The sequence below is a fragment of the Stenotrophomonas sp. YJH_SMC_21 genome (assembly GCF_059369555.1).
The window spans coordinates 182,833-200,765 of the sequence record NZ_JCAFSU010000001.1 but is presented as its reverse complement, the minus strand read 5'-3'; the positions used below and the strand labels follow the sequence as shown (position 1 = coordinate 200,765).

Genomic DNA, 17,933 nt, shown 5'->3' with positions numbered 1-17,933 from the left:
TTGGCGTGCCACGTACTGCGTGCTGCGATTGCGTTGAAGCCTGTTGCGGTGTCAGGCGGCCGACTGCTGCTGCAGGTACCAGCTGGCAGCGCCGACCACGCCCAGCTGGCCGTGCTCGACGACCTTCACCGGGATGCGTGCCAGCGCTTCGCCCATCGGCCCCTTCTGCAGGTAGCGTTCGACGAAGGTGCTGGCGTGCAGGTATTCGCGGATCTGCGGCAGGATGCCGCCGGCCAGGTAGACGCCACCATGGGCGCCGTAGAACAGCGCCATGTCGCCGATGGTGCTGCCGAGCAGGCCGCAGAACACATCCAGCGCCTGGCGCGCATGTGCATCGCTGTCGGCCATGGCCGCAGCGGTGACCGCGTCGGGGCTGGCCAGGGTCGGCGCCTGGCCCTGCAGTGCGCACACCGCGCGGTACAGGTTCATCAGGCCCGGGCCGGAGATCGCATGCTCGATCGACACGTGCGCGCGGTCGCGCTGCATGTGGCGGACGATGGCCATCTCCAGTTCGGTGCTGGCGGCCAGGGTCGGTTGGCCGGCTTCGGTCGGGAGCACCACCGGGCCGTGCGCGGTGGGGATCCACAGCGCGGCGCCGAGGCCGGTACCGGGGCCGACCACCAGGGTCGGGCCGCGGGCGGCGGTTTCCGGTCCGCACAGGTGCAGCACGCCACTGGCGTCAACCTGCGCAGCGGCATAGGCCACGGCTTCGAAGTCGTTGACGATGAAGACCCGCTGCAGGCCGACGTCGGCTTCCACCTGGCGCGCCGACAGCGGCCACGGCAGGTTGGCGGTGATCACCGTGCCGTCCTCGCGGGCGTAGCCGGCACTGGCGACCACGCAGTGCGTGGGCCGCGGGCCTTCGCCGAGGAAGTCGGACAGGATCGCGCTGAGGCCTGCATGGTCGGCGTTGCGGTACTTGCGGTACTCCAGCACCTGCACCGGATGGGCGGCATCACCGCTGGCCTGGACCCGGGCCACACGCACATGGGTGCCACCGACGTCGGCGGCCAGGAACGAGGGCGCGATTCGGGACAGGACATGGGCCGGGGCGGGGTGGCTGGCGGTCACGCGGGCTCCTGCTGCAGGTGGGGCCGTCCCCAAGGCTCGAGGGCGGCGATTGGGGCGGAGTCTGTAACCGCGCTGACAACGATGTCAACGAGTTCGTGACACTTTCGTTGCTGCGTCGCAACGAATGCGGCGTGCAGTAAACGTTTACATGGCGTGAGCATGGGTTTCACGCTGGAGCCGTTGCTGCACGGGGCTCAAGGGCTGCGGCGCATTCAGCACGATCCGCTGCCATCGGGTTGCGCAGTGCAGCACGAGGTTCACGCGGCCTCGCGGGGAAGTTGACAAACCGCGGTTGTCCATCGAAAGAATGTGACAACGTTGTTCCCAGCCACTCTCCGACGCCGCGTTCTGCGGCCGTCGCCGCAGGAGCCCTTCCCGATGTCCGCCGTCTCCGCTGCAAGCGTGCGCCCGAACGTGGCCACCTCCATCGCCATCGTCGGCGTGCTGTTCTTCCTGATCGGCTTCTTCACCTGGCTCAACGGCCCGCTGATCACCTTCGTCAAGCTCGCCTTCGAACTCAGCGAGGTCGGCGCCTTCCTGGTGCTGATGGTGTTCTACCTGTCCTACTTCTTCCTGGCCCTGCCGTCATCGTGGATCCTGCGCCGCACCGGCATGAAGAAGGGCCTGAGCCTGAGCCTGCTGGTGATGGCCGGGGGCGCCGCGCTGTTCGGCGAATTCGCCACCCAGCGCTGGTATCCGGGCGCGCTCGGCGGCCTGTTCGTGATCGGCAGCGGCCTGGCCCTGCTGCAGACCGCGATCAACCCCTACATCTCCATCCTTGGGCCCATCGAGACGGCGGCACGCCGCATCGCGTTGATGGGCATCTGCAACAAGATCGCCGGCATGCTCGCGCCGGTGCTGATCGGTACCGTGGTGCTGCATGGCATCGGTGATCTGTCGGCCACGGTGGCCGCTGCCGATGAAGCGACCAAGGCGCAGCTGCTCAACGAATTCGCCGCCAAGATCCATGTGCCGTACCTGGCCATGGCCGGCCTGCTGGTGCTGCTGGCGGTGGCCGTGCTGTTCTCGCCGCTGCCGGAAATCAAGTCGTCCGAAGCCAATGCCACGCCGGTTGCGGCCGGTGCCGCCGAGCGTCGCAGCATCTTCCAGTTCCCGCATCTGTGGCTGGGCGTGCTGTGCCTGTTCGTCTACGTGGGCGTGGAGGTGATGGCCGGCGATGCCATCGGTACCTACGGCCACGGCTTCGACCTGCCGCTGGACCAGACCAAGATGTTCACCTCGCTTACCCTGGGCGCAATGCTGGTCGGTTACGTGGTCGGCCTGCTGCTGATCCCCAAGGTTGTCTCGCAGTCGCGCTACCTGACCATTTCGGCGGTGCTGGGCGTGGTGTTCTGTCTTGGCGCCTGGGCCACCCACGGCTACGTGTCGGTGGCTTTCGTGGCCCTGCTGGGTTTTGCCAACGCCATGATGTGGCCGGCGATCTTCCCGCTGGCGATCCGTGGCCTGGGCCGCTTCACCGAGACCGGTTCGGCGCTGCTGGTGATGGGCATTGCCGGTGGCGCGATCATTCCGCAGCTGTTCGCCGTGCTCAAGCAGCACATCGACTTCCAGCTGGTGTTCGTTCTGCTGATGGTGCCGTGCTACCTGTACATCCTGTTCTATTCGGTGATCGGGCATCGCGCCGGCCTGCCGCAGGACAAGGCCTGATCGGCGATGATGGACGGCAGCCAACCCCAGGGAAAACCCATGCGCAGAGCGACCATCAAGGACGTTGCGGAGAAAGCCAAGGTCTCGCTGAAGACGGTCTCGCGCGTGATCAACAACGAGCCCTCGGTGATGCAGGCCACCCGCGCGCGGGTGCTGCGTGCCATCGCCGAGCTGGACTACGAGCCCGATCCGTCCGCGCGCAACCTGCGCAGCGGCACCACCTTCGTGATCGGGCTGGTCTACGACAACCCGAACCCATACCACATCATCGGCGTGCAGAACGGCGTGCTCGCCGCCTGCCGCGAGACCGGGTTCGGGCTGCAGATCCATCCCTGCGATTCCAGCTCGCCGCTGCTGGCCGATGAACTGGCCGACTGGGTGCAGCGTTCGCGCCTGGCCGGGCTGGTGCTGACCGCACCGATGTCCGAGCGCCGCGACCTGATCCAGGCGCTGACCGCGCGCGGCATCAAGCTGGTGCGCATCATCGCCGCCACCGAAGACCCGGCCGATGGCGCATGTGTGTTCGTGGACGACCGCGAGGCCGCCTACGAGATCACCGAGCACCTGATCCAGCTGGGCCACCAGCGCATCGGCTTCCTCTGGGGCGGCAGCTCGCACCGCTCCTCTGGCGAACGCTATGCCGGTTACGAAGCCGCGCTGAAGGACTACGGCATGACCGTGGACAAGCATCTGGTGGTGCAGGGCGACTACACCTTCGACGATGGTTTCCGCGGCGCGCGCCGCCTGCTGGCGCTGCGCGAGCCGCCCACCGCCATCTTCGGTTCCAACGACGAAATCGCCGCCGGCGTACTGGCCGCCGCCAAGTCGGCCGGCATGAACGTGCCCTACGACCTGTCCATTGCCGGGTTCGAGGACAGCCCGTTCTCGCGCCAGTCGTGGCCGCCGCTGACCACCGCCAAGCAGGCCACCGAGGACATCGCCCGCCACGCCGCGCGCCTGCTGATCGCGCAACTGCGCAGCGATGCCTACGACGATGCGCCGGCGCCGCTGCACAACCAGGGCTTCGTGCCGCAGCTGGTGGTGCGTGGTTCGACCGCGCCGATGCGCCCCGCCGGCGCACGCCCCCTTCCTTCCGATCCTGCCTGAGCCTGCCATGTCGCTGTCAGACCCCACGTCCACCCTGATGTTCGCCGAGGCCGCTGAAGCGGCCGACGTGGTCGCGCGCCAGTTCTCGCGCAACCACGCCACCATGGAAACCCTGGCCGCCAGCCTGCGTGCTGAACCGCCGCCGTTCGTGGTCACCTGTGCACGCGGCAGCTCCGACCACGCCGCCACCTATGGCAAGTATCTGCTGGAAACCCAGCTGGGCCTGGTGGTCGCGTCGGCCTCGCCATCGGTGGGGTCGGTCTACGCCGCACCATTGCAGCTGCGCGGCGCACTGTTCATCGTCATCTCGCAGTCGGGCAAGAGCCCGGACCTGCTGCGCAACGCCGAGGCCGCCAAGGCGGCCGGTGCGCGCGTGATCGCGCTGGTCAACGTCGAGGATTCACCGCTGGCGCAGCTGGCCGATACGGTCATTCCGCTCCACGCGGGTGCCGAAAAGAGCGTGGCGGCGACCAAGAGCTACCTGGCGTCGCTGGCCGCGCTGCTGCAGCTGGCCGCGTACTGGAAGCAGGACAGCAGCCTGCGCGCTGCGCTGGACCTGCTGCCCGACGCGTTGCGTGAGGCGTGGCAGTGCGACTGGAGCGCGGTGACCGAAGGCCTGGTCGAGGCCACCAACCTGTTCGTGCTCGGCCGTGGCCTGGGCCTGGGGGCGGCGCAGGAAGCGGCGCTGAAGTTCAAGGAAACCTGCAGCCTGCATGCCGAAGCCTACAGCTCGGCTGAAGTGAAGCACGGCCCGATGGCGCTGGTCGACCGCGGCTTCCCGGTGCTGGCCTTTGCCCAGCCGGATGAAACCGGCGCCGGCACCCGTGCCGTCGTCGAGGAATTCACCGCGCGTGGCGCACAGGTATGGATGGCCGGTGCTGGCGGCAACCTGCCGGTGGCTGCTGCGCCGCACCCGCTGTGCGCACCGCTGCTGACCGTGCAGAGCTTCTACCGCGCGATCAATGCGCTGGCGCTGCGTCGTGGCTTCAACCCGGACCTGCCGCCGCACCTGAACAAGGTGACGGAGACCGTGTAATGGCGACCGTCCTGCGCAATGCCCGCATCCTGGCGGGCGACGACTTCCGTGATGATCTGGCGCTGGTGATCGAGAACGGTCGCATCAGCGCGCTGTTGCCCGACGCCGCACCGCAGCTCGGCCATGCCGCCGAGCAGGTGGACCTGGGTGGCGGCTGGCTGCTGCCCGGCTTCATCGATGTGCAGGTCAATGGTGGCGGTGGTGCACTGTTCAACAACACGCCGGACGTGGCGGCACTGCGCACCATCGCGCAGGCGCACCGCCGTTTCGGCACCACGGCGATGCTGCCGACCCTGATCAGTGATGACGTGGCAGTGATGCGCGAAGCGATCGCTGCGATGCGCGAGGCGATCACGCAGGGTGTACCAGGCGTGATCGGCATCCACCTGGAAGGCCCGTACATCGCACCGGCGCGCAAGGGCACGCACGATGCCAGCAAGTTCCGCGTGCCGGACGAAGAAGAAATCGCGCTGGCGGCATCGCTGGACAACGGTGTGACCGTGCTGACGCTGGCGCCGGAGCGCGTGCCGCTGGAGACCATCCGTGCGCTGGTCGAGCGTGGCGTGATCGTTGCGGCCGGGCACACCGCAGGTACCTACGAAGCGATCCGTGCCGGCCTGGATGCCGGTGTGCGTGGCTTCACCCACCTGTACAACGCGATGTCGCCGCTGCAGGGCCGTGAGCCCGGTGCGGTGGGCGCCGCATTGGAGGACCGCGACAGCTGGATCGGCATCATCGTTGATGGCGTTCACGTGCACCCGGCCAGCCTGCGCGTGGCGCTGGCGGCCAAGCCGCGAGGCCGCCTGCTGCTGGTGACCGATGCGATGCCGCCGGTCGGTGCCGACGATCCCAGCTACGTGCTGTACGGCGAAACCATTACCGCCGTCGACGGCGTGGTGCGCAATGCTGCCGGTTCGCTGGCCGGCTCGGCGCTGGACATGGCCACCGCGGTGCGCAACACCGTGCAGCTGCTTGGCCAGCCGCTGGCCGAAGCGGCGCGCATGGCATCGACGTACCCAGCGCAGTTCCTCAATGTCGATGATCGCCTGGGCCACATCGCCGAGGGCTACCAGGCTGACCTGGTGCTGCTGGACGACGCCCTGCAGGTGCGCGGTACCTGGATTGCCGGACAGTACGAGGCCGCCTGATGAACAGTTCGCCGCCACGCCGGCTGGGCTCGATCGATGCCCTGCGCGGCATCACCGTGGCGGCGATGCTGCTGGTCAACAATCCGGGCGACTGGAGTGCGGTGTTCGCGCCGCTGCGTCACTCGGAATGGCATGGCTGCACGCCCACCGACCTGGTGTTCCCGTTCTTCCTGTTCCTGGTGGGCGTGTCAATGGCCTTCAGCGTGGCACCGCGCGCGCAGGATGCGGCGGCGCGACCCGCGTTGGCGCGCGGCGTGCTGGAGCGCGCGCTGCGCATCCTGGTGGCCGGTGCGCTGCTGCATCTGCTGATCTGGTGGGCACTGGATACGCATCACTTCCGCATCTGGGGCGTGCTGCAACGCATCGCGGTGTGTGCGGCGTTGGTGGGCGTACTGGCGGTCTACGCGCGACCACGCGTGCAGGTGGGCGCTCTGATCGCGCTGCTGGTGGGGTACACCCTGTTGCTGCTGGGCATCGGCGACCTGGCGCCGTGGACCAACCCGGCCAGCCGCCTGGATACCGCGCTGTTCGCACCGTGGATCTACCAGTGGCATGCCGATACCGGACTGGGCCATGACCCGGAAGGATTGCTGAGCACGCTGGGGGCGCTGGCCAGTACCGTGCTCGGCCTGCTTGCCGGTGGCCTGCTGCGCAACGGGCGTTCGGCGGCATTGGCAGGGCTGGGCGTGGCGACCGCTGTGCTGGGCCTGCTGCTGGCCGTGGTTCTGCCGTTGAACAAGCAGCTGTGGACGCCCAGCTACGTGCTGTGGACCGGCGGCCTGGCCGCGCTGGCGCTGTGGCTGGGCCACGTGCTGATCGACCAGAAGGGTTGGCCGGCACTCGGCCGGCGCTTCGGGGTCAATGCGATCACCGCGTACCTGGGGGCATCGGTGATGTCGGTGGTGCTGATGGCCACCGGGATCTGGGGGTGGATCTGGCAGCAGCTGGCCACCGCGATGCCGCAGGCGCTGGAGCTGGCGTCGATGCTGCAGGCGCTGGTGTTCGTCGCACTGTGGTGGGGCGTGGCGTGGTGGCTGGATAAGCGGAAGATCTACCTGAAGATCTGACCCCATCCGCCAACGGCATCCAGGCATGACGTAGATTTACCAGGTGCCATGAGCGAATCGATTGGCGATGCAGGATCAGTAGATCCACGCCATGCATGGATGCTTTGCGCGTGATTCCGGATGCCGGGAAAAATGAATGATTTCAGCCACATCACATCGGCGTGAGGGCTGGGCGATTTCACATCTGAACTGTGATTTCCCGCACGCAAGTTCACCTATCGAAATGGTTCACCACACGGCAGACTGCAAGCGCCGTGCCGCACATACGCAGTTCCTGATTGCCCGCCCAGGAGTGCCCCATGTACCGTGCCGTTCCGCGTGCGTTCCGTCCGCGCCGCCTTGCTGTTTCCGTGTTGCAGGCCCTCGCCGTTCCCTCCCTGCTTCTGACGACCGCCAGCGTTGCCTGGGCCGGCTGCAACAGCCCGGCACCGACCGCCGGCCAGACGGTCACCTGTGATACCAACGCGCCGAATCCGCAGACCACTCCCGTTACCGCAAATGGTGCGGCCGGCATCACCGTCAATGTCGCCGCCGGTGCACAGCTGCAGCAGAGTGGTGGTGGATCGGCCATCGCGCTGGTCGGCGCCGGTGGTCACCTGCTGTCAAACCAGGGCGCGATCAGTTCGGTCGGCGGTGTAACCGTGCAGCTTGGGGGGGGCAGCCGCGTCGACAACATCGGCAGCATCAGCACCGGCAACAACACCGCCCTGCAGTTCGTCGGTGCGGGCGACAGCGTGCTGGTCAATCGAGGAGCGATCAGCGGGCGCACCGGCGTACAGTTCGATGCGGGCAATGATCGCCTCGAGATGCAGAGCGGCAGCATCACCGGCGGCGTCCTGCAGGGCGATGGCAATGATGTGCTGCTGCTCAGCGATGGCACGATCGACAGCGTCGACCAGGGCGGCGGCGATGACCAGATGACCGTCACCGGCGGCGCCGTCACCGGCGTGGTGGCGCAGGGCAGTGGCCGCGATGATTTCATCATGAGTGGCGGCACGATCGGCGCGCTGCAGCAGGGCGACAACATCGATACCTTCCGCATGAGCGGTGGCCGCATCATCGGCGCGTTCGAGGATGGCGACCAGGCCTGGATGACCGCTGGCCGCATCGGCCGCGTCAACATGAAGCTGGACAAGAACCTGTGGGACCAGTCTGGCGGTACGGTTGACGGCAACGTGGTGACCGGCTTCGACACCGATACCATCATCATCTCGGGCACGGCCTACATCGGCGGCAACATCAGTGTCAGTGGCGGCAACGACAGCGTGACCATCACCGACGGCACCGTGCGCGGGCAGGTGCTGCTCAGTACCGGCAGCGACACCTTCAACTGGAGTGGCGGTGGCATCGTCTACGGCGCGATCGACATGGGGCCGGACAACGACGTGGCCAACCTCAGCAGCCTCAACCAGGGCAACCTCGGTGCGGTGCCGCTGTTCGACGGCGGCAGTGGCATCGACCAGCTCAACTTCAACAACGTCAAGACCACGGGCGTGGCCCGCTTCCAGAACTGGGAGGCGATCAGCCTGGCCAACAGCACCGAGATGACCTTTGATGGCGATCTGGTGCTGGGCGACAGCGCAACCGGCACCGGCACGCTCACCGTGGATGACACCAGTACCGTGTATGCGGGCAGTGGCGGCCATGCCATCCGTCCGTTCAACAGCGCCGCACTGGTGGAGATGGTCAATGCCGGGCGCATCGACCTGACCGGTACCGGTGCCGGCGACGTGTTCACCGTGCGTGGCAACTATCGCGGTGATGGCGGTGGCCTGTACCTGCGTACTGTGCTGGGCGCGGACAATTCCACCAGCGACCGCCTGGTGATCGATGGCGGTTCCGCCACCGGCACCACTGGCATCGGCGTGCTCAATGCCGGCGGCAGCGGTGCCGCCACGCTGGCCGATGGCATCCTGGTGGTGCAGGCCTTGAATGGTGGCCGCACCGCGCCGGGCGCGTTCTCGCTGTTTGCGCCGGTCGCCGCCGGTGCCTACGAGTACTTCCTGTTCAAGGGGGGTGTCAGTGCCGGTACCAGCGAGAACTGGTACCTGCGCTCGACCCTGGTGGCCGGCCCGGCACCAGCGCCAAACGGAAGCGGTATCAATGGCGTGCCGCCGCCGCCGACGCCACCCGTCGCACCACCGCCGCCGATCACCCCGGCACCGCCACCGCCGCCTGAAGGCGCTACCGATCCGGACCTGACTGCCGGCGAGGCCGCGCCGCCGCCGCCGCCACCGGAACCAGCGCCTGTGGCGCCGCCCAGTGATCCAGCGGTGCCGGACGTGCCGGTGGCCGGCGGTGCGCTGCCCGGAACCGGTACGCCGCCGACGCCGGGCGCACGCCCCGCTGAGGGCGCAGTGGTACCGCTGTACCGCGTCGAGACTGCCACCTATGCCGTGGTGCCGCCGCTGCTGCGCGAGACCACGCTGGCCAGCCTGGGTACCTTCCACGAGCGCCAGGGCGAGCAGCGCTTGCTGTACAACCGGGGTGCGTTCCGCACCGCCTGGGGCCGTCTGGTGGGGCAGAGCAGCGAGATCCATTGGAAGGGCGATGCGCAGCCGGGCTTCGATGGCGATGTGATGGGCCTGCAGGCCGGTCTGGATGTGTGGGCTGCTGCCTCTGACAACCACCGCAACCAGATCGGCGTGTTCGTCGGCCGCACCCGCGCGCAGGGCAAGACCACCGGCCTGGCACTGGGCTGGGAGAACGTGCAGGTAGGCCAGAACCGCCTGGACGACAAGCACGTGGGCCTGTACTGGACCTTCACCGGCAGCAGTGGCTGCTACATCGACGCCGTGGCGATGCAGAGCCGCTACGACGGCCGCGTACGTTCCTCGCGCGGGCTCGGCTTCGGGATCAAGGGTGATGGCACCAGCGTGTCGGTGGAGGCGGGCAAACCGCTGCTGCACTTCGGTCAGTCGGCGTGGTGGCTGGAACCGCAGGTGCAGGTGATCTGGCAACGCACCTCGCTGGACGACCGCCGCGATGAGGTGTCGAGCGTACGCTTCGACAACGACAACGCCTGGACCGGCCGCGTCGGCCTGCGCCTTGCCGGCGACTACCAGCTGGCCGACAACGGCTGGCAGCCGTACTTCAAGCTCAACTACTGGCATGGTCGTTCCGGCGAGGACCGTATCCGCTTCGACGATGACGTGATCTTCAATTCGCAGCGCGCGCGCGCGCTGGAAGCCGGTGTGGGTGTGGTCGGGCGCTTCAACCGCACCATCAGTGCGTACGCGGTGGCCGACTACACCCGTGAACTGGGTGGCGACCGCAACGAGAAGCGCCGCATCATCGAAGGCAACATCGGCCTGCGCGCGGACTGGTAGCGCGCGGTGCAGATGTCATGACCCGCTCTGGTGGGTGTCGACCTTGGTCGACACAGGGCCAATCGACGCCATGATCCGCTCTGGTGGGTGCCGACCTTGGTCGGCACGGTGCTTTCCACTGCCATGACCTGCTCTGGTAGGTGCCGACCTTGGTCGGCACGAATCCCACCGATGCCATGACCTCCGCGCAGCCCAGCAACGGCTCGGCTCTACAGCAGCGGTGCGCACGCATCCGGTTCCACCAGCGCGCCGGCATGATCGGCCAACACCACCATTGCGTGCAGCAGGCCTTCCTCCACCTGCGGCGGACACTGCGCCTGCGCATCGTCCGTCTCGCGCGCAGACTGTGCAGCCAGCAGTACCCCGCCGCACGCAGACAACGCCGCCAGGCAACGCGTCGCCTCGGCCAGTTCCCGACCGCGCCCCTCGCTGAGTTGCCGCTCGCGCCACGCCTGGCCGTCCGCTGCGTGGCTGTGAGCGATGCCACGCAACCGCGCGAAGAATGCGGAGGGCGGCGCCTGTTCGTTGGCTTCGGCGAGTGCATCTTCCAACGCTTCGGCGGCGGTAGTGGGCAGCTGCAGGCCGGGCAGTGCAGCGCCGAGCAATGCCTGCAGGCGTGGATAGGTGGGGTGGGGCGTGTTCATGGCGGCAACCTCACGAGGCAAGGCCACCTGCGGCGTGCAAGGTGGCGGGCGGTGCGGGTTGGCGTGCCGGTCAAAATCGAAACGAAAAAAAGCCGACGGATCACGAGGATCCCCACGCACCGCCCGCCATGGGCAAGCCGGTGCATTGTCGCGATTGCCGCTGAGGCGGCAACTCGATCGTTTCGATGTTTGATTCAGGACGCCAATCCCGGCCAGCGCAGGAGGCGCCGACGGAGGCAACCTTCTCGCGTTCTACGTGGCAATGACATGGGCAAAGTTGAAATTTACTGATCGCGTGCACGCTGTCTTGCTGCAACCCGCGGCGGGGCCAGATACGACAGTTCGCGCATGGCGAAAGCCATCACCTGCGGGCTATGCTGTGCGCCTGCCTCAACGACAAGGAAACGTCACATGCAGGTTCGCAAGGGAGTGCGTCGCATCGGCGCGCTGATGCTCGTGTTGCTGGCGACCGGCGCCATGGCCGATACGCCAGGCGCGGTCGAGGTGCCCTCGCCGGTGGCCCAGGCCGAGATCCTCAATCTGCTTGAACGCCAGGCGCTGTATCGCGATCGGGTGGACTGGGCCGCCACCCGCGTACGCCTGCAATCGGCGCAGGGCGACCCCGCGCAACGGCTGGCCGTTCTGCGCGAAGCCATTGCGGTCAGCACGGGCAATCACGGCGTATGGACGACGACCCAGCGCCAGAGCGAATTCCTTGCGCGGGCGCAGCAGGCCGGCGCCGCCGCCGTGGACCGGGCCAAGGCGGCCGATGCGGTGGATATGCGCATCGGCTGGGTGGTCATCGAGGGCTACGCCTCCACGCCGGGCGCGACGCCGCAGGAAAAGTTCCGCCAGGACATCGAGCGTGCTGCGCGGTGGCAGCAGGTCATCCGCAGCAAGGACGACGGCGCGCGCTGTGGCTGGATCGTCGACCTGCGTGACAACAGCGGTGGCAACATGTGGCCGATGCTGCTGGGCATGGCACCGCTGCTGCGCACCTCGGTAGTGAACAACGAAGATGTGGGGTCGTTCGAAACTGCACAGGGGCTTGAGCGCTGGACGTTGACCGCGACCGCCGTGCAGCGTGCAGGCAAGTCGGTGCTGGACTTCGGCCAGTCCGGCTATGTGCTGCGGCAGCCCGGCGCGCCGGTGGCGGTGCTGTTCGGGCCGCGCACCGGCAGTTCGGGCGAGGCCTCGGTGCTGGCGTGGCGAGGTCGTCCGCAGACGCGGAGTTTCGGTCAGCCCACTGCGGGTGTCTCCACTGGCAATGTCGTGCAGACGCTTGCCGATGGCAGTCGCCTGCTGCTGACCACCACCGTGATGCGCGACCGCAATGATCGTGGTGATGGCTTGAAGATCGAGCCCGACCAGCGTATCGAGGGTGATGCCGCCACTTTGGCCGCCGCCCAAGCCTGGCTGCTGGCCCAGCCCGCCTGCCAGGCGCGCTGACCCATGATCCTGATCGGCCAGCAGGAGCGGGTGGTGGTGGTCGGCCCGACCGAAGCCCACCACTGCCTGCGCTGCCAGACGGAAACCGAGTTCGCCCCGCAACTGCGCTACAAAATGGCGCGCATCGACCTGCTGTTTGGCCTCACCTACCAGCGCCGCTACGAGCTGGCCTGCACCCGGTGCGGGCACGGCTGGGTGCTGGATACCGAGACCATGGACCAGCAGCTGGGCGGGGTGCCGATCCCGTGGCGGCACCGCTTCGGCCTGCCGTTGATGCTGGCCGGGCTGGCCGGGCTGGCCGGGCTGGCCGCGCTGGGCTGGCTGTGGCGGCATGGATTCCTCGGTTGAGGAGCGGGCCTGTTAAAGTCTGCCCTGCAACCACGTACCGGAACCGACCATGGACCACGACACCCCGTTCGAACCCCTCAACGACCTCGAGGTGCGCCTGCTGCAGGCCCAGGACGGCACGCTGACCGCATCGCAGTTCCTCGATGGCCTGCTGACCTCGACGGCGTTCGTGCTGCTGGACAAGGCCATCGGCGAAGACGGTGCCTGGGACGAGAGCATCTCGCCGCTGGTGCTGACCAGCGAGAGCGGCGAGCCGATGTTCGCGGTGTTCACCGCGCCCGAGCGCGCGGGCCTGTGGCACGAGCAGCTGCCGCAGTTCGCGCATGCCATGCCGATCGCGGTGCACGCGCTGCTGGCCGGGATCGGCGACGGCGTCGGCCTGGTGCTGAACCCCGGCCTGGACGTGGGCATGGAGATGATTCCCGATGCCGTGGCCCAGCTGAAACAGCGGGCGGCGGCGATCACCCGCGGGATGGCGCATTGAAGCCAGCGATATAGGGTTGCCGGCCAGCGGCCGGCACTACCCATTGGAGTCGGTGCGCGGCCGCCACGGCGGTTGCGGATCAGCGGGCGGCGGCGATGGCTTTTACGCGCGCCTTGGCCAACGCTTCACCGATGGCCGGGCCCTTCAGATGGGTGGTATCCAGGTCCCGCGCCTGTACTGACAGTGCCGCCTGGTGCAGGCGCTTGAGCGTTTCGCCCTGCGGGTAGTCGGCGTCCTCGAAGCCGAGCCGGCCGCGTTTGTCGGCCTCGCAGCACAGTGCGATGCGGGCCACGCGCTCCGGCCGGCGCAGCGCATCACAGCGGCCCAGTAGTTCCAACACGGTGGCATCGCGGAGTTCGTCGATGCGGTGCACGTTCAAGTGCTCCCGGCAGACCGCTTCGGCCAGCTGCTGGTGCTCGGCAGGAATCTTCAACCGCGCGCACAGCGCCTTCAGGGGTTTGATACCGCGCTGTTCGTGCATGATGTGGCGCGGCCACTCCTCCGGCGGGGTCAGGCCCTTGCCGAGATCGTGGGTAAGCGCGGCAAAGCCGACCAGGTCATCGCCGGGGGCCAGCTTCGCCGCCATGTCGCTGACCATTTCCTGGTGGATACCGGTATCGACTTCCGGGTGGAATTCGGCACGCTGCGGCACGCCATACAGTGCTTCGAGCTCGGGCAGGATCGGGCCCAGTGCATGTGCATCGTGCAGCGTGCGCAGGAAGGCGGAGGGCTGCTCACTGACCAGCGCCTTGCGCAGTTCCTGCCACACTCGCTCCGGCACCAGTGCATCCAGTTCGCCACTGGCGGCGATCTCGCGCATCAAATCCATCGTTTCCGGCGCAACGGTGAAGCCCAGCGGGGCGAAGCGCGCCATGAAGCGCGCCGCGCGCAGCACGCGCAACGGATCTTCCACGAACGCAGGGCCGACATGGCGCAGCACGCGCTGCTCGATATCACGCACGCCGCCGTAAGGATCGACCAGCGTGCCGGTCTCCTCATCGCAGGCAATCGCATTGATGGTGAAGTCGCGGCGCTGCAGGTCTTCTTCCAGCGTCACTCCCGGGTCGGCATCGACCACAAAGCCGCGATAGCCGCGGCCGGATTTGCGCTCGGTGCGCGCCAGTGCGTACTCCTCACCGGTCTTTGGATGCAGGAATACCGGGAAATCGCGGCCGACCGCGGTGTAGCCCTGCGCTTCCATCTGCGCGGGCGTGGCGCCAACCACCACCCAGTCGTGGTCGCCGGCGGGGCGCTGCAGCAGGCGGTCGCGTACGGCGCCGCCGACAAGATAGATCTTCATGGCTGGAATCATCGCATGCCCGGCGCAGATGCACCGGTAGTGCCGGCCGCTGGCCGGCAACCGCAGTCACCCCGAAGCTGCCGGCCAGCGGCCGGCACTACCGATACAGCGGCCAGCCTGATCCAGGCCAGCAGGCTCATCGTTTCACTCCTGGGCGTGGATACCGGGGAATGCCGGCCAGCGGCCGGCAGTACCGTGTTGCGATCAATCCCCGCCCTGCTCGGCGTTGGCGGCGCAGCTGAAGTTCTTGCGCTTGTCCACCAGGCGGCCCATCAGGCGGTCGCTCAGCGGCAGTGCATCACCATTGAGGCGCCAGTCGTAGATCACGCTGAAGGCCAGCACGCGCGCCACGTACTCGCGGGTTTCCTTGTAGCTGATGGTCTCGATCCACAGGTCCGGGTCAAAGCCCGGGCGCTGGCCCTGCCAGCGCGCGGTCGGGGTCGGGCCGGCGTTGTAGGCGGCGATGGTCACGTACGGCAGGCCGTCGTACTTGTTCATCAGCTGGCGCAGGTAGGCGGTGCCGATGGCGATGTTGGTGTCCGGGTCGTAGAGGCTGTCGGCGCCGCCGTAGCCGGTCAGGCCGATCGACTTGGCCACGCCGGCACCGGTGGCCGGCAGCACCTGCATCAGGCCCATGGCGTTTGCAGGCGAGCGCGCACGCGGGGTGAAAGTGCTCTCGGCGCGGATTTCCGCCGCCACCCAGGCCGGGTCGATTGCATTGCGTGCTGATTCACGGCGGATGGTGGCGTCGTGGTGCAGCGGGAAGCGCAGGTCGTACAGGCGCTGCTCCTGCGGTTGCTTGCCCAGTGCGAACACGGCGCGGTCGAACCAGCCGTTGTCCTGCGCCACGCGCACGGCGAGGCGGCGCTGGGTGTCATCGAAGCGCGACAGCGCGCTGTTCCATTCGGCCACGGCCCAGCCGGTGCGGTCGATCTGGTACAGCGCCATCGCGCGCTGGATGGCCGGGTCACGCGCGATCACCTCCTGTGCCTGCGCGCTGTCATTCGGCTTCCAGGGGCACAGGGTATAGCCCTGCTGCAGCTTGTCGGCAGCCAGGAAGCCGTGGAAGGTCGGTGCGCGCGCGGCCTCGCGGAACAGCGGCTGCGCCTGCTGGGACTGGCCGGTCTTCTCCAGCATGCGGCCTTCGAAGTAGCGCCAGCGCGGGTCGCTGCGCTGCTTGCTGGCCATCTTGCGGATCGCGGTCAGTGCCGCCGGCCAGTCACCGCGCGACATCGCCTCGCGCACGCGCCATTCATGCAGGCGTTCGTCATACGCCGATTCAGGCACTGCGTTGAGGCGGCGTGCCGAATCGGGCAGGTAGGAAGCCACCGTCCACAGCGCGATCTGGTACAGCACCTGGCCCTGCTGCTCGGCACTCAGGCCGAGCGCCTGGGCGTACTGCGGCAACTGCTGTTCGGTGGCGGCCGGGTCGGCCTTGGCCAGCTTGGCCAGGCCGTCGGTGGCGATGCGCCGGCTGCGCTCGTTGCGCGGCCAGTTCAATGCGCTGGCATTGGGCTTGTCGACGAAGGCGGCGTAGCTGTTGGCCTGCGCCAGGTCCGCGGCGGGCAGGCCGCGTGCGGCGCTGCGCATCACGGCCGGCTGCTGTGCGTCGGCGGCGGCATCGATACGCTCCCAGCGCAGGGCGTCGCTCAGGCCGCCTTGTGCCTGCAGCACGGCGAATACCGCGTCGCAGCCGTCCGGCAGCGACTTGCCGTTCTTGCGCCACAGGTCCTGTGCCTCGCTGATCCACTGCGGATCGACCTTGCCCGTCACCTGGCGCGCGGTCAGCTGCGCACAGCGCAGCCCGACGTTGTCGGTGGGCGCCCAGTTGGCGAGCAGGGTGGGCCAGTCCTGGCGGCGTGCGACCGAGGGCAACCACACGCTGCGGAACGTGTTGGCCACGGCCTGGCCGTCATAGCGCTTGAGGAAGGCCTGCGCCTGCGCGGTATCGACGGTGTCGATGTTGCGGCGCAGGTTGGCGTACTCAAGCCAGCCGTAAGCCGGATGGCGACTGAGTGCGGCGGCCTGGCCGGGGTCGAACTGGCCGCGTTCGGCGGCAGCGATCGCGGCCTTCAGCTGCGCGTTCTGGGCGTCGAGGGACTGGGCATTGGCGCAGCCGATCAGCAGCGTGGTGGCCAAGGGCAGCAGGGACAGGGCGGTCGAAGAGCGTCGGGTCATGGCGCCCAGCATAGCGGGGGCTGGCTGAATTCAGTTTCGCATTGTGTGCACGCCGGGCGTTGGCAACGACAGCTGAATGAACCCGTACAGGCCACTGCCGCAGGTGACGGAAGGCGACGTACTGTCGGCCTTGGGCGAACGGCCCGGCTGCACGGAGCGGCACATGGCGTTCAGTAGCGCAGGAAGAAGCGGCCCGCTGGCGGACATCAATGTCACGCCACTGGTGGATGTGATGCTGGTGCTGTTGATCATCTTCATCGTGACCGCGCCGATCGTGGCCCGGCCGATTGCCGTGCAGCTGCCACAGTCCACCGATCGCACGATCGATCGCCTCGAACCGCCACCGCCGATCGAGCTGAGCCTGGACGCTGGCAACCAGCTCAGCTGGAATGGCCAGCCGATGGTCATCGGCGATCTGCAGGCGCGCCTGCAGGCACAGGTGGGCGAACATGCCGGCAACCTGCCGGAGCTGCGCATCGCCACCGATCCGGCGGCCGAGTACGAAGGCATGGCGCGGATTCTGGCCGCTGCCGAGGCCACCGGTATGGAGCGCATTGCGTTCGTGCGGTAGGGCGTTGTCTCACTGCCGCTCATGCGGTGATTGCTGCATGAGCGGCGCTTGCCCTGCTGACAGTGTCGCATCCAGGATCCGCAGAAAAGCCATTTCAATCTGCGCTGGAACCGCTGTCGGATGTGCTCGCCACTTTCTGCTCTCAGGGTCATGTTCAACGTCGAAAGCAGTCAACTCGGCTCTCTCGAAATCCACCACAACCGTCAGTCCCTCTCCCGAGGCCAAGGCCGCATCGCTGGGAGAGGGGCAGTTGTTGCACTCGATCACGCCGCCTGCCCTTGATTCGCCTGCCAAGGAAAGAAGCAGCGTCAGTACCATCATGACGCCCGGCACGGCAGTTGCTGCTTTCATGATCGATCCTCCCGCGAATGGCTGCAGGTGCGAGTCTGCACGGGGTCGACTAGCGGGGCCTTCTAAACGAAGGAATTTCAAACTATTCCTGAAACGGTCCGGCAAAGACCTTTTTCATGAATGCGGCAGTTCCCGGCGCGCGCTGTCGCAGCCAGCATCAAGGCTGCCTGCTGCGAACAGTA

15 protein-coding genes are annotated in these 17,933 nt (G+C 67.6%); 10 read left to right on the top strand and 5 right to left on the bottom strand.

Annotated elements, in window-relative coordinates:
- Positions 1 to 51: 51 nt before the first annotated feature.
- Positions 52 to 1,071, bottom strand: coding sequence for a glucokinase family protein (locus AC5P67_RS00880; protein ID WP_024957032.1), 1,020 nt, complete (start codon positions 1,069 to 1,071; stop codon positions 52 to 54).
- A gap of 378 nt (positions 1,072 to 1,449) precedes the next feature.
- On the opposite strand from AC5P67_RS00880, the gene AC5P67_RS00875 reads away from it, so the two are divergent.
- From AC5P67_RS00875 to AC5P67_RS00850, 6 genes are all read left to right on the top strand, one after another.
- On the top strand, positions 1,450 to 2,739 hold the full coding sequence (locus AC5P67_RS00875) for a sugar MFS transporter (protein WP_005411046.1): 1,290 nt from the start codon (positions 1,450 to 1,452) through the stop codon (positions 2,737 to 2,739).
- Positions 2,740 to 2,778: 39 nt separating this feature from the next.
- A complete protein-coding gene (locus AC5P67_RS00870; protein WP_005411045.1) occupies positions 2,779 to 3,846 on the top strand; it encodes a LacI family DNA-binding transcriptional regulator in 1,068 nt (355 codons plus the stop codon).
- A gap of 7 nt (positions 3,847 to 3,853) precedes the next feature.
- Positions 3,854 to 4,882: an SIS domain-containing protein gene (locus tag AC5P67_RS00865; RefSeq protein ID WP_049450606.1), complete on the top strand. Its 1,029-nt coding sequence runs from the start codon at positions 3,854 to 3,856 to the stop codon at positions 4,880 to 4,882.
- On the top strand, positions 4,882 to 6,030 hold the full coding sequence (gene nagA, locus AC5P67_RS00860; RefSeq protein ID WP_005414488.1) for an N-acetylglucosamine-6-phosphate deacetylase: 1,149 nt from the start codon (positions 4,882 to 4,884) through the stop codon (positions 6,028 to 6,030). The genes AC5P67_RS00865 and nagA overlap by 1 nt, the downstream gene beginning before the upstream one ends.
- The gene (locus AC5P67_RS00855; protein WP_099474228.1) at positions 6,030 to 7,097 is read left to right on the top strand and encodes an acyltransferase family protein; all 1,068 of its coding nucleotides are present in this window, start codon (positions 6,030 to 6,032) and stop codon (positions 7,095 to 7,097) included. The genes nagA and AC5P67_RS00855 overlap by 1 nt, the downstream gene beginning before the upstream one ends.
- A 299-nt stretch (positions 7,098 to 7,396) precedes the next feature.
- Positions 7,397 to 10,426 (top strand): autotransporter family protein, encoded by a 3,030-nt coding sequence (locus AC5P67_RS00850; protein WP_495214265.1) that lies wholly within the window; start codon positions 7,397 to 7,399, stop codon positions 10,424 to 10,426.
- Positions 10,427 to 10,635: 209 nt separating this feature from the next.
- Here the strand turns inward: AC5P67_RS00850 and AC5P67_RS00845 are convergent, their stop codons facing one another.
- On the bottom strand, positions 10,636 to 11,070 hold the full coding sequence (locus AC5P67_RS00845) for a hypothetical protein (protein ID WP_043034009.1): 435 nt from the start codon (positions 11,068 to 11,070) through the stop codon (positions 10,636 to 10,638).
- A 411-nt stretch (positions 11,071 to 11,481) separates the two neighbouring features.
- On the opposite strand from AC5P67_RS00845, the gene AC5P67_RS00840 reads away from it, so the two are divergent.
- From AC5P67_RS00840 to AC5P67_RS00830, 3 genes are read left to right on the top strand one after another with little or no spacing between them, the layout of a single operon-like run.
- A complete protein-coding gene (locus AC5P67_RS00840; protein ID WP_111117933.1) occupies positions 11,482 to 12,519 on the top strand; it encodes a S41 family peptidase in 1,038 nt (345 codons plus the stop codon).
- Between the two features lie 3 nt (positions 12,520 to 12,522).
- A complete protein-coding gene (locus AC5P67_RS00835; RefSeq protein WP_329754660.1) occupies positions 12,523 to 12,867 on the top strand; it encodes a hypothetical protein in 345 nt (114 codons plus the stop codon).
- 49 nt (positions 12,868 to 12,916) lie between these two features.
- Positions 12,917 to 13,351 carry an SseB family protein gene (locus AC5P67_RS00830; RefSeq protein WP_005411035.1) on the top strand — a complete coding sequence of 145 codons (435 nt, stop codon included), beginning with the start codon at positions 12,917 to 12,919 and terminating at the stop codon, positions 13,349 to 13,351.
- A gap of 79 nt (positions 13,352 to 13,430) precedes the next feature.
- Here AC5P67_RS00830 and AC5P67_RS00825 read toward each other — a convergent pair whose 3' ends face one another.
- Complete coding sequence (locus AC5P67_RS00825; protein WP_495214264.1) at positions 13,431 to 14,651, bottom strand: multifunctional CCA addition/repair protein; 1,221 nt, start codon at positions 14,649 to 14,651, stop codon at positions 13,431 to 13,433.
- A 204-nt stretch (positions 14,652 to 14,855) separates the two neighbouring features.
- Positions 14,856 to 16,841: a transglycosylase SLT domain-containing protein gene (locus AC5P67_RS00820; protein ID WP_495214263.1), complete on the bottom strand. Its 1,986-nt coding sequence runs from the start codon at positions 16,839 to 16,841 to the stop codon at positions 14,856 to 14,858.
- Between the two features lie 151 nt (positions 16,842 to 16,992).
- Between AC5P67_RS00820 and AC5P67_RS00815 the strand changes: the two genes are divergently transcribed.
- A complete protein-coding gene (locus AC5P67_RS00815) occupies positions 16,993 to 17,400 on the top strand; it encodes an ExbD/TolR family protein (RefSeq protein WP_043034017.1) in 408 nt (135 codons plus the stop codon).
- Positions 17,401 to 17,409: 9 nt separating this feature from the next.
- On the opposite strand, the gene AC5P67_RS00810 is transcribed toward AC5P67_RS00815, so the two are convergent.
- On the bottom strand, positions 17,410 to 17,751 hold the full coding sequence (locus tag AC5P67_RS00810) for a hypothetical protein (protein WP_134948574.1): 342 nt from the start codon (positions 17,749 to 17,751) through the stop codon (positions 17,410 to 17,412).
- Between the last annotated feature and the right edge of the window lie 182 nt (positions 17,752 to 17,933).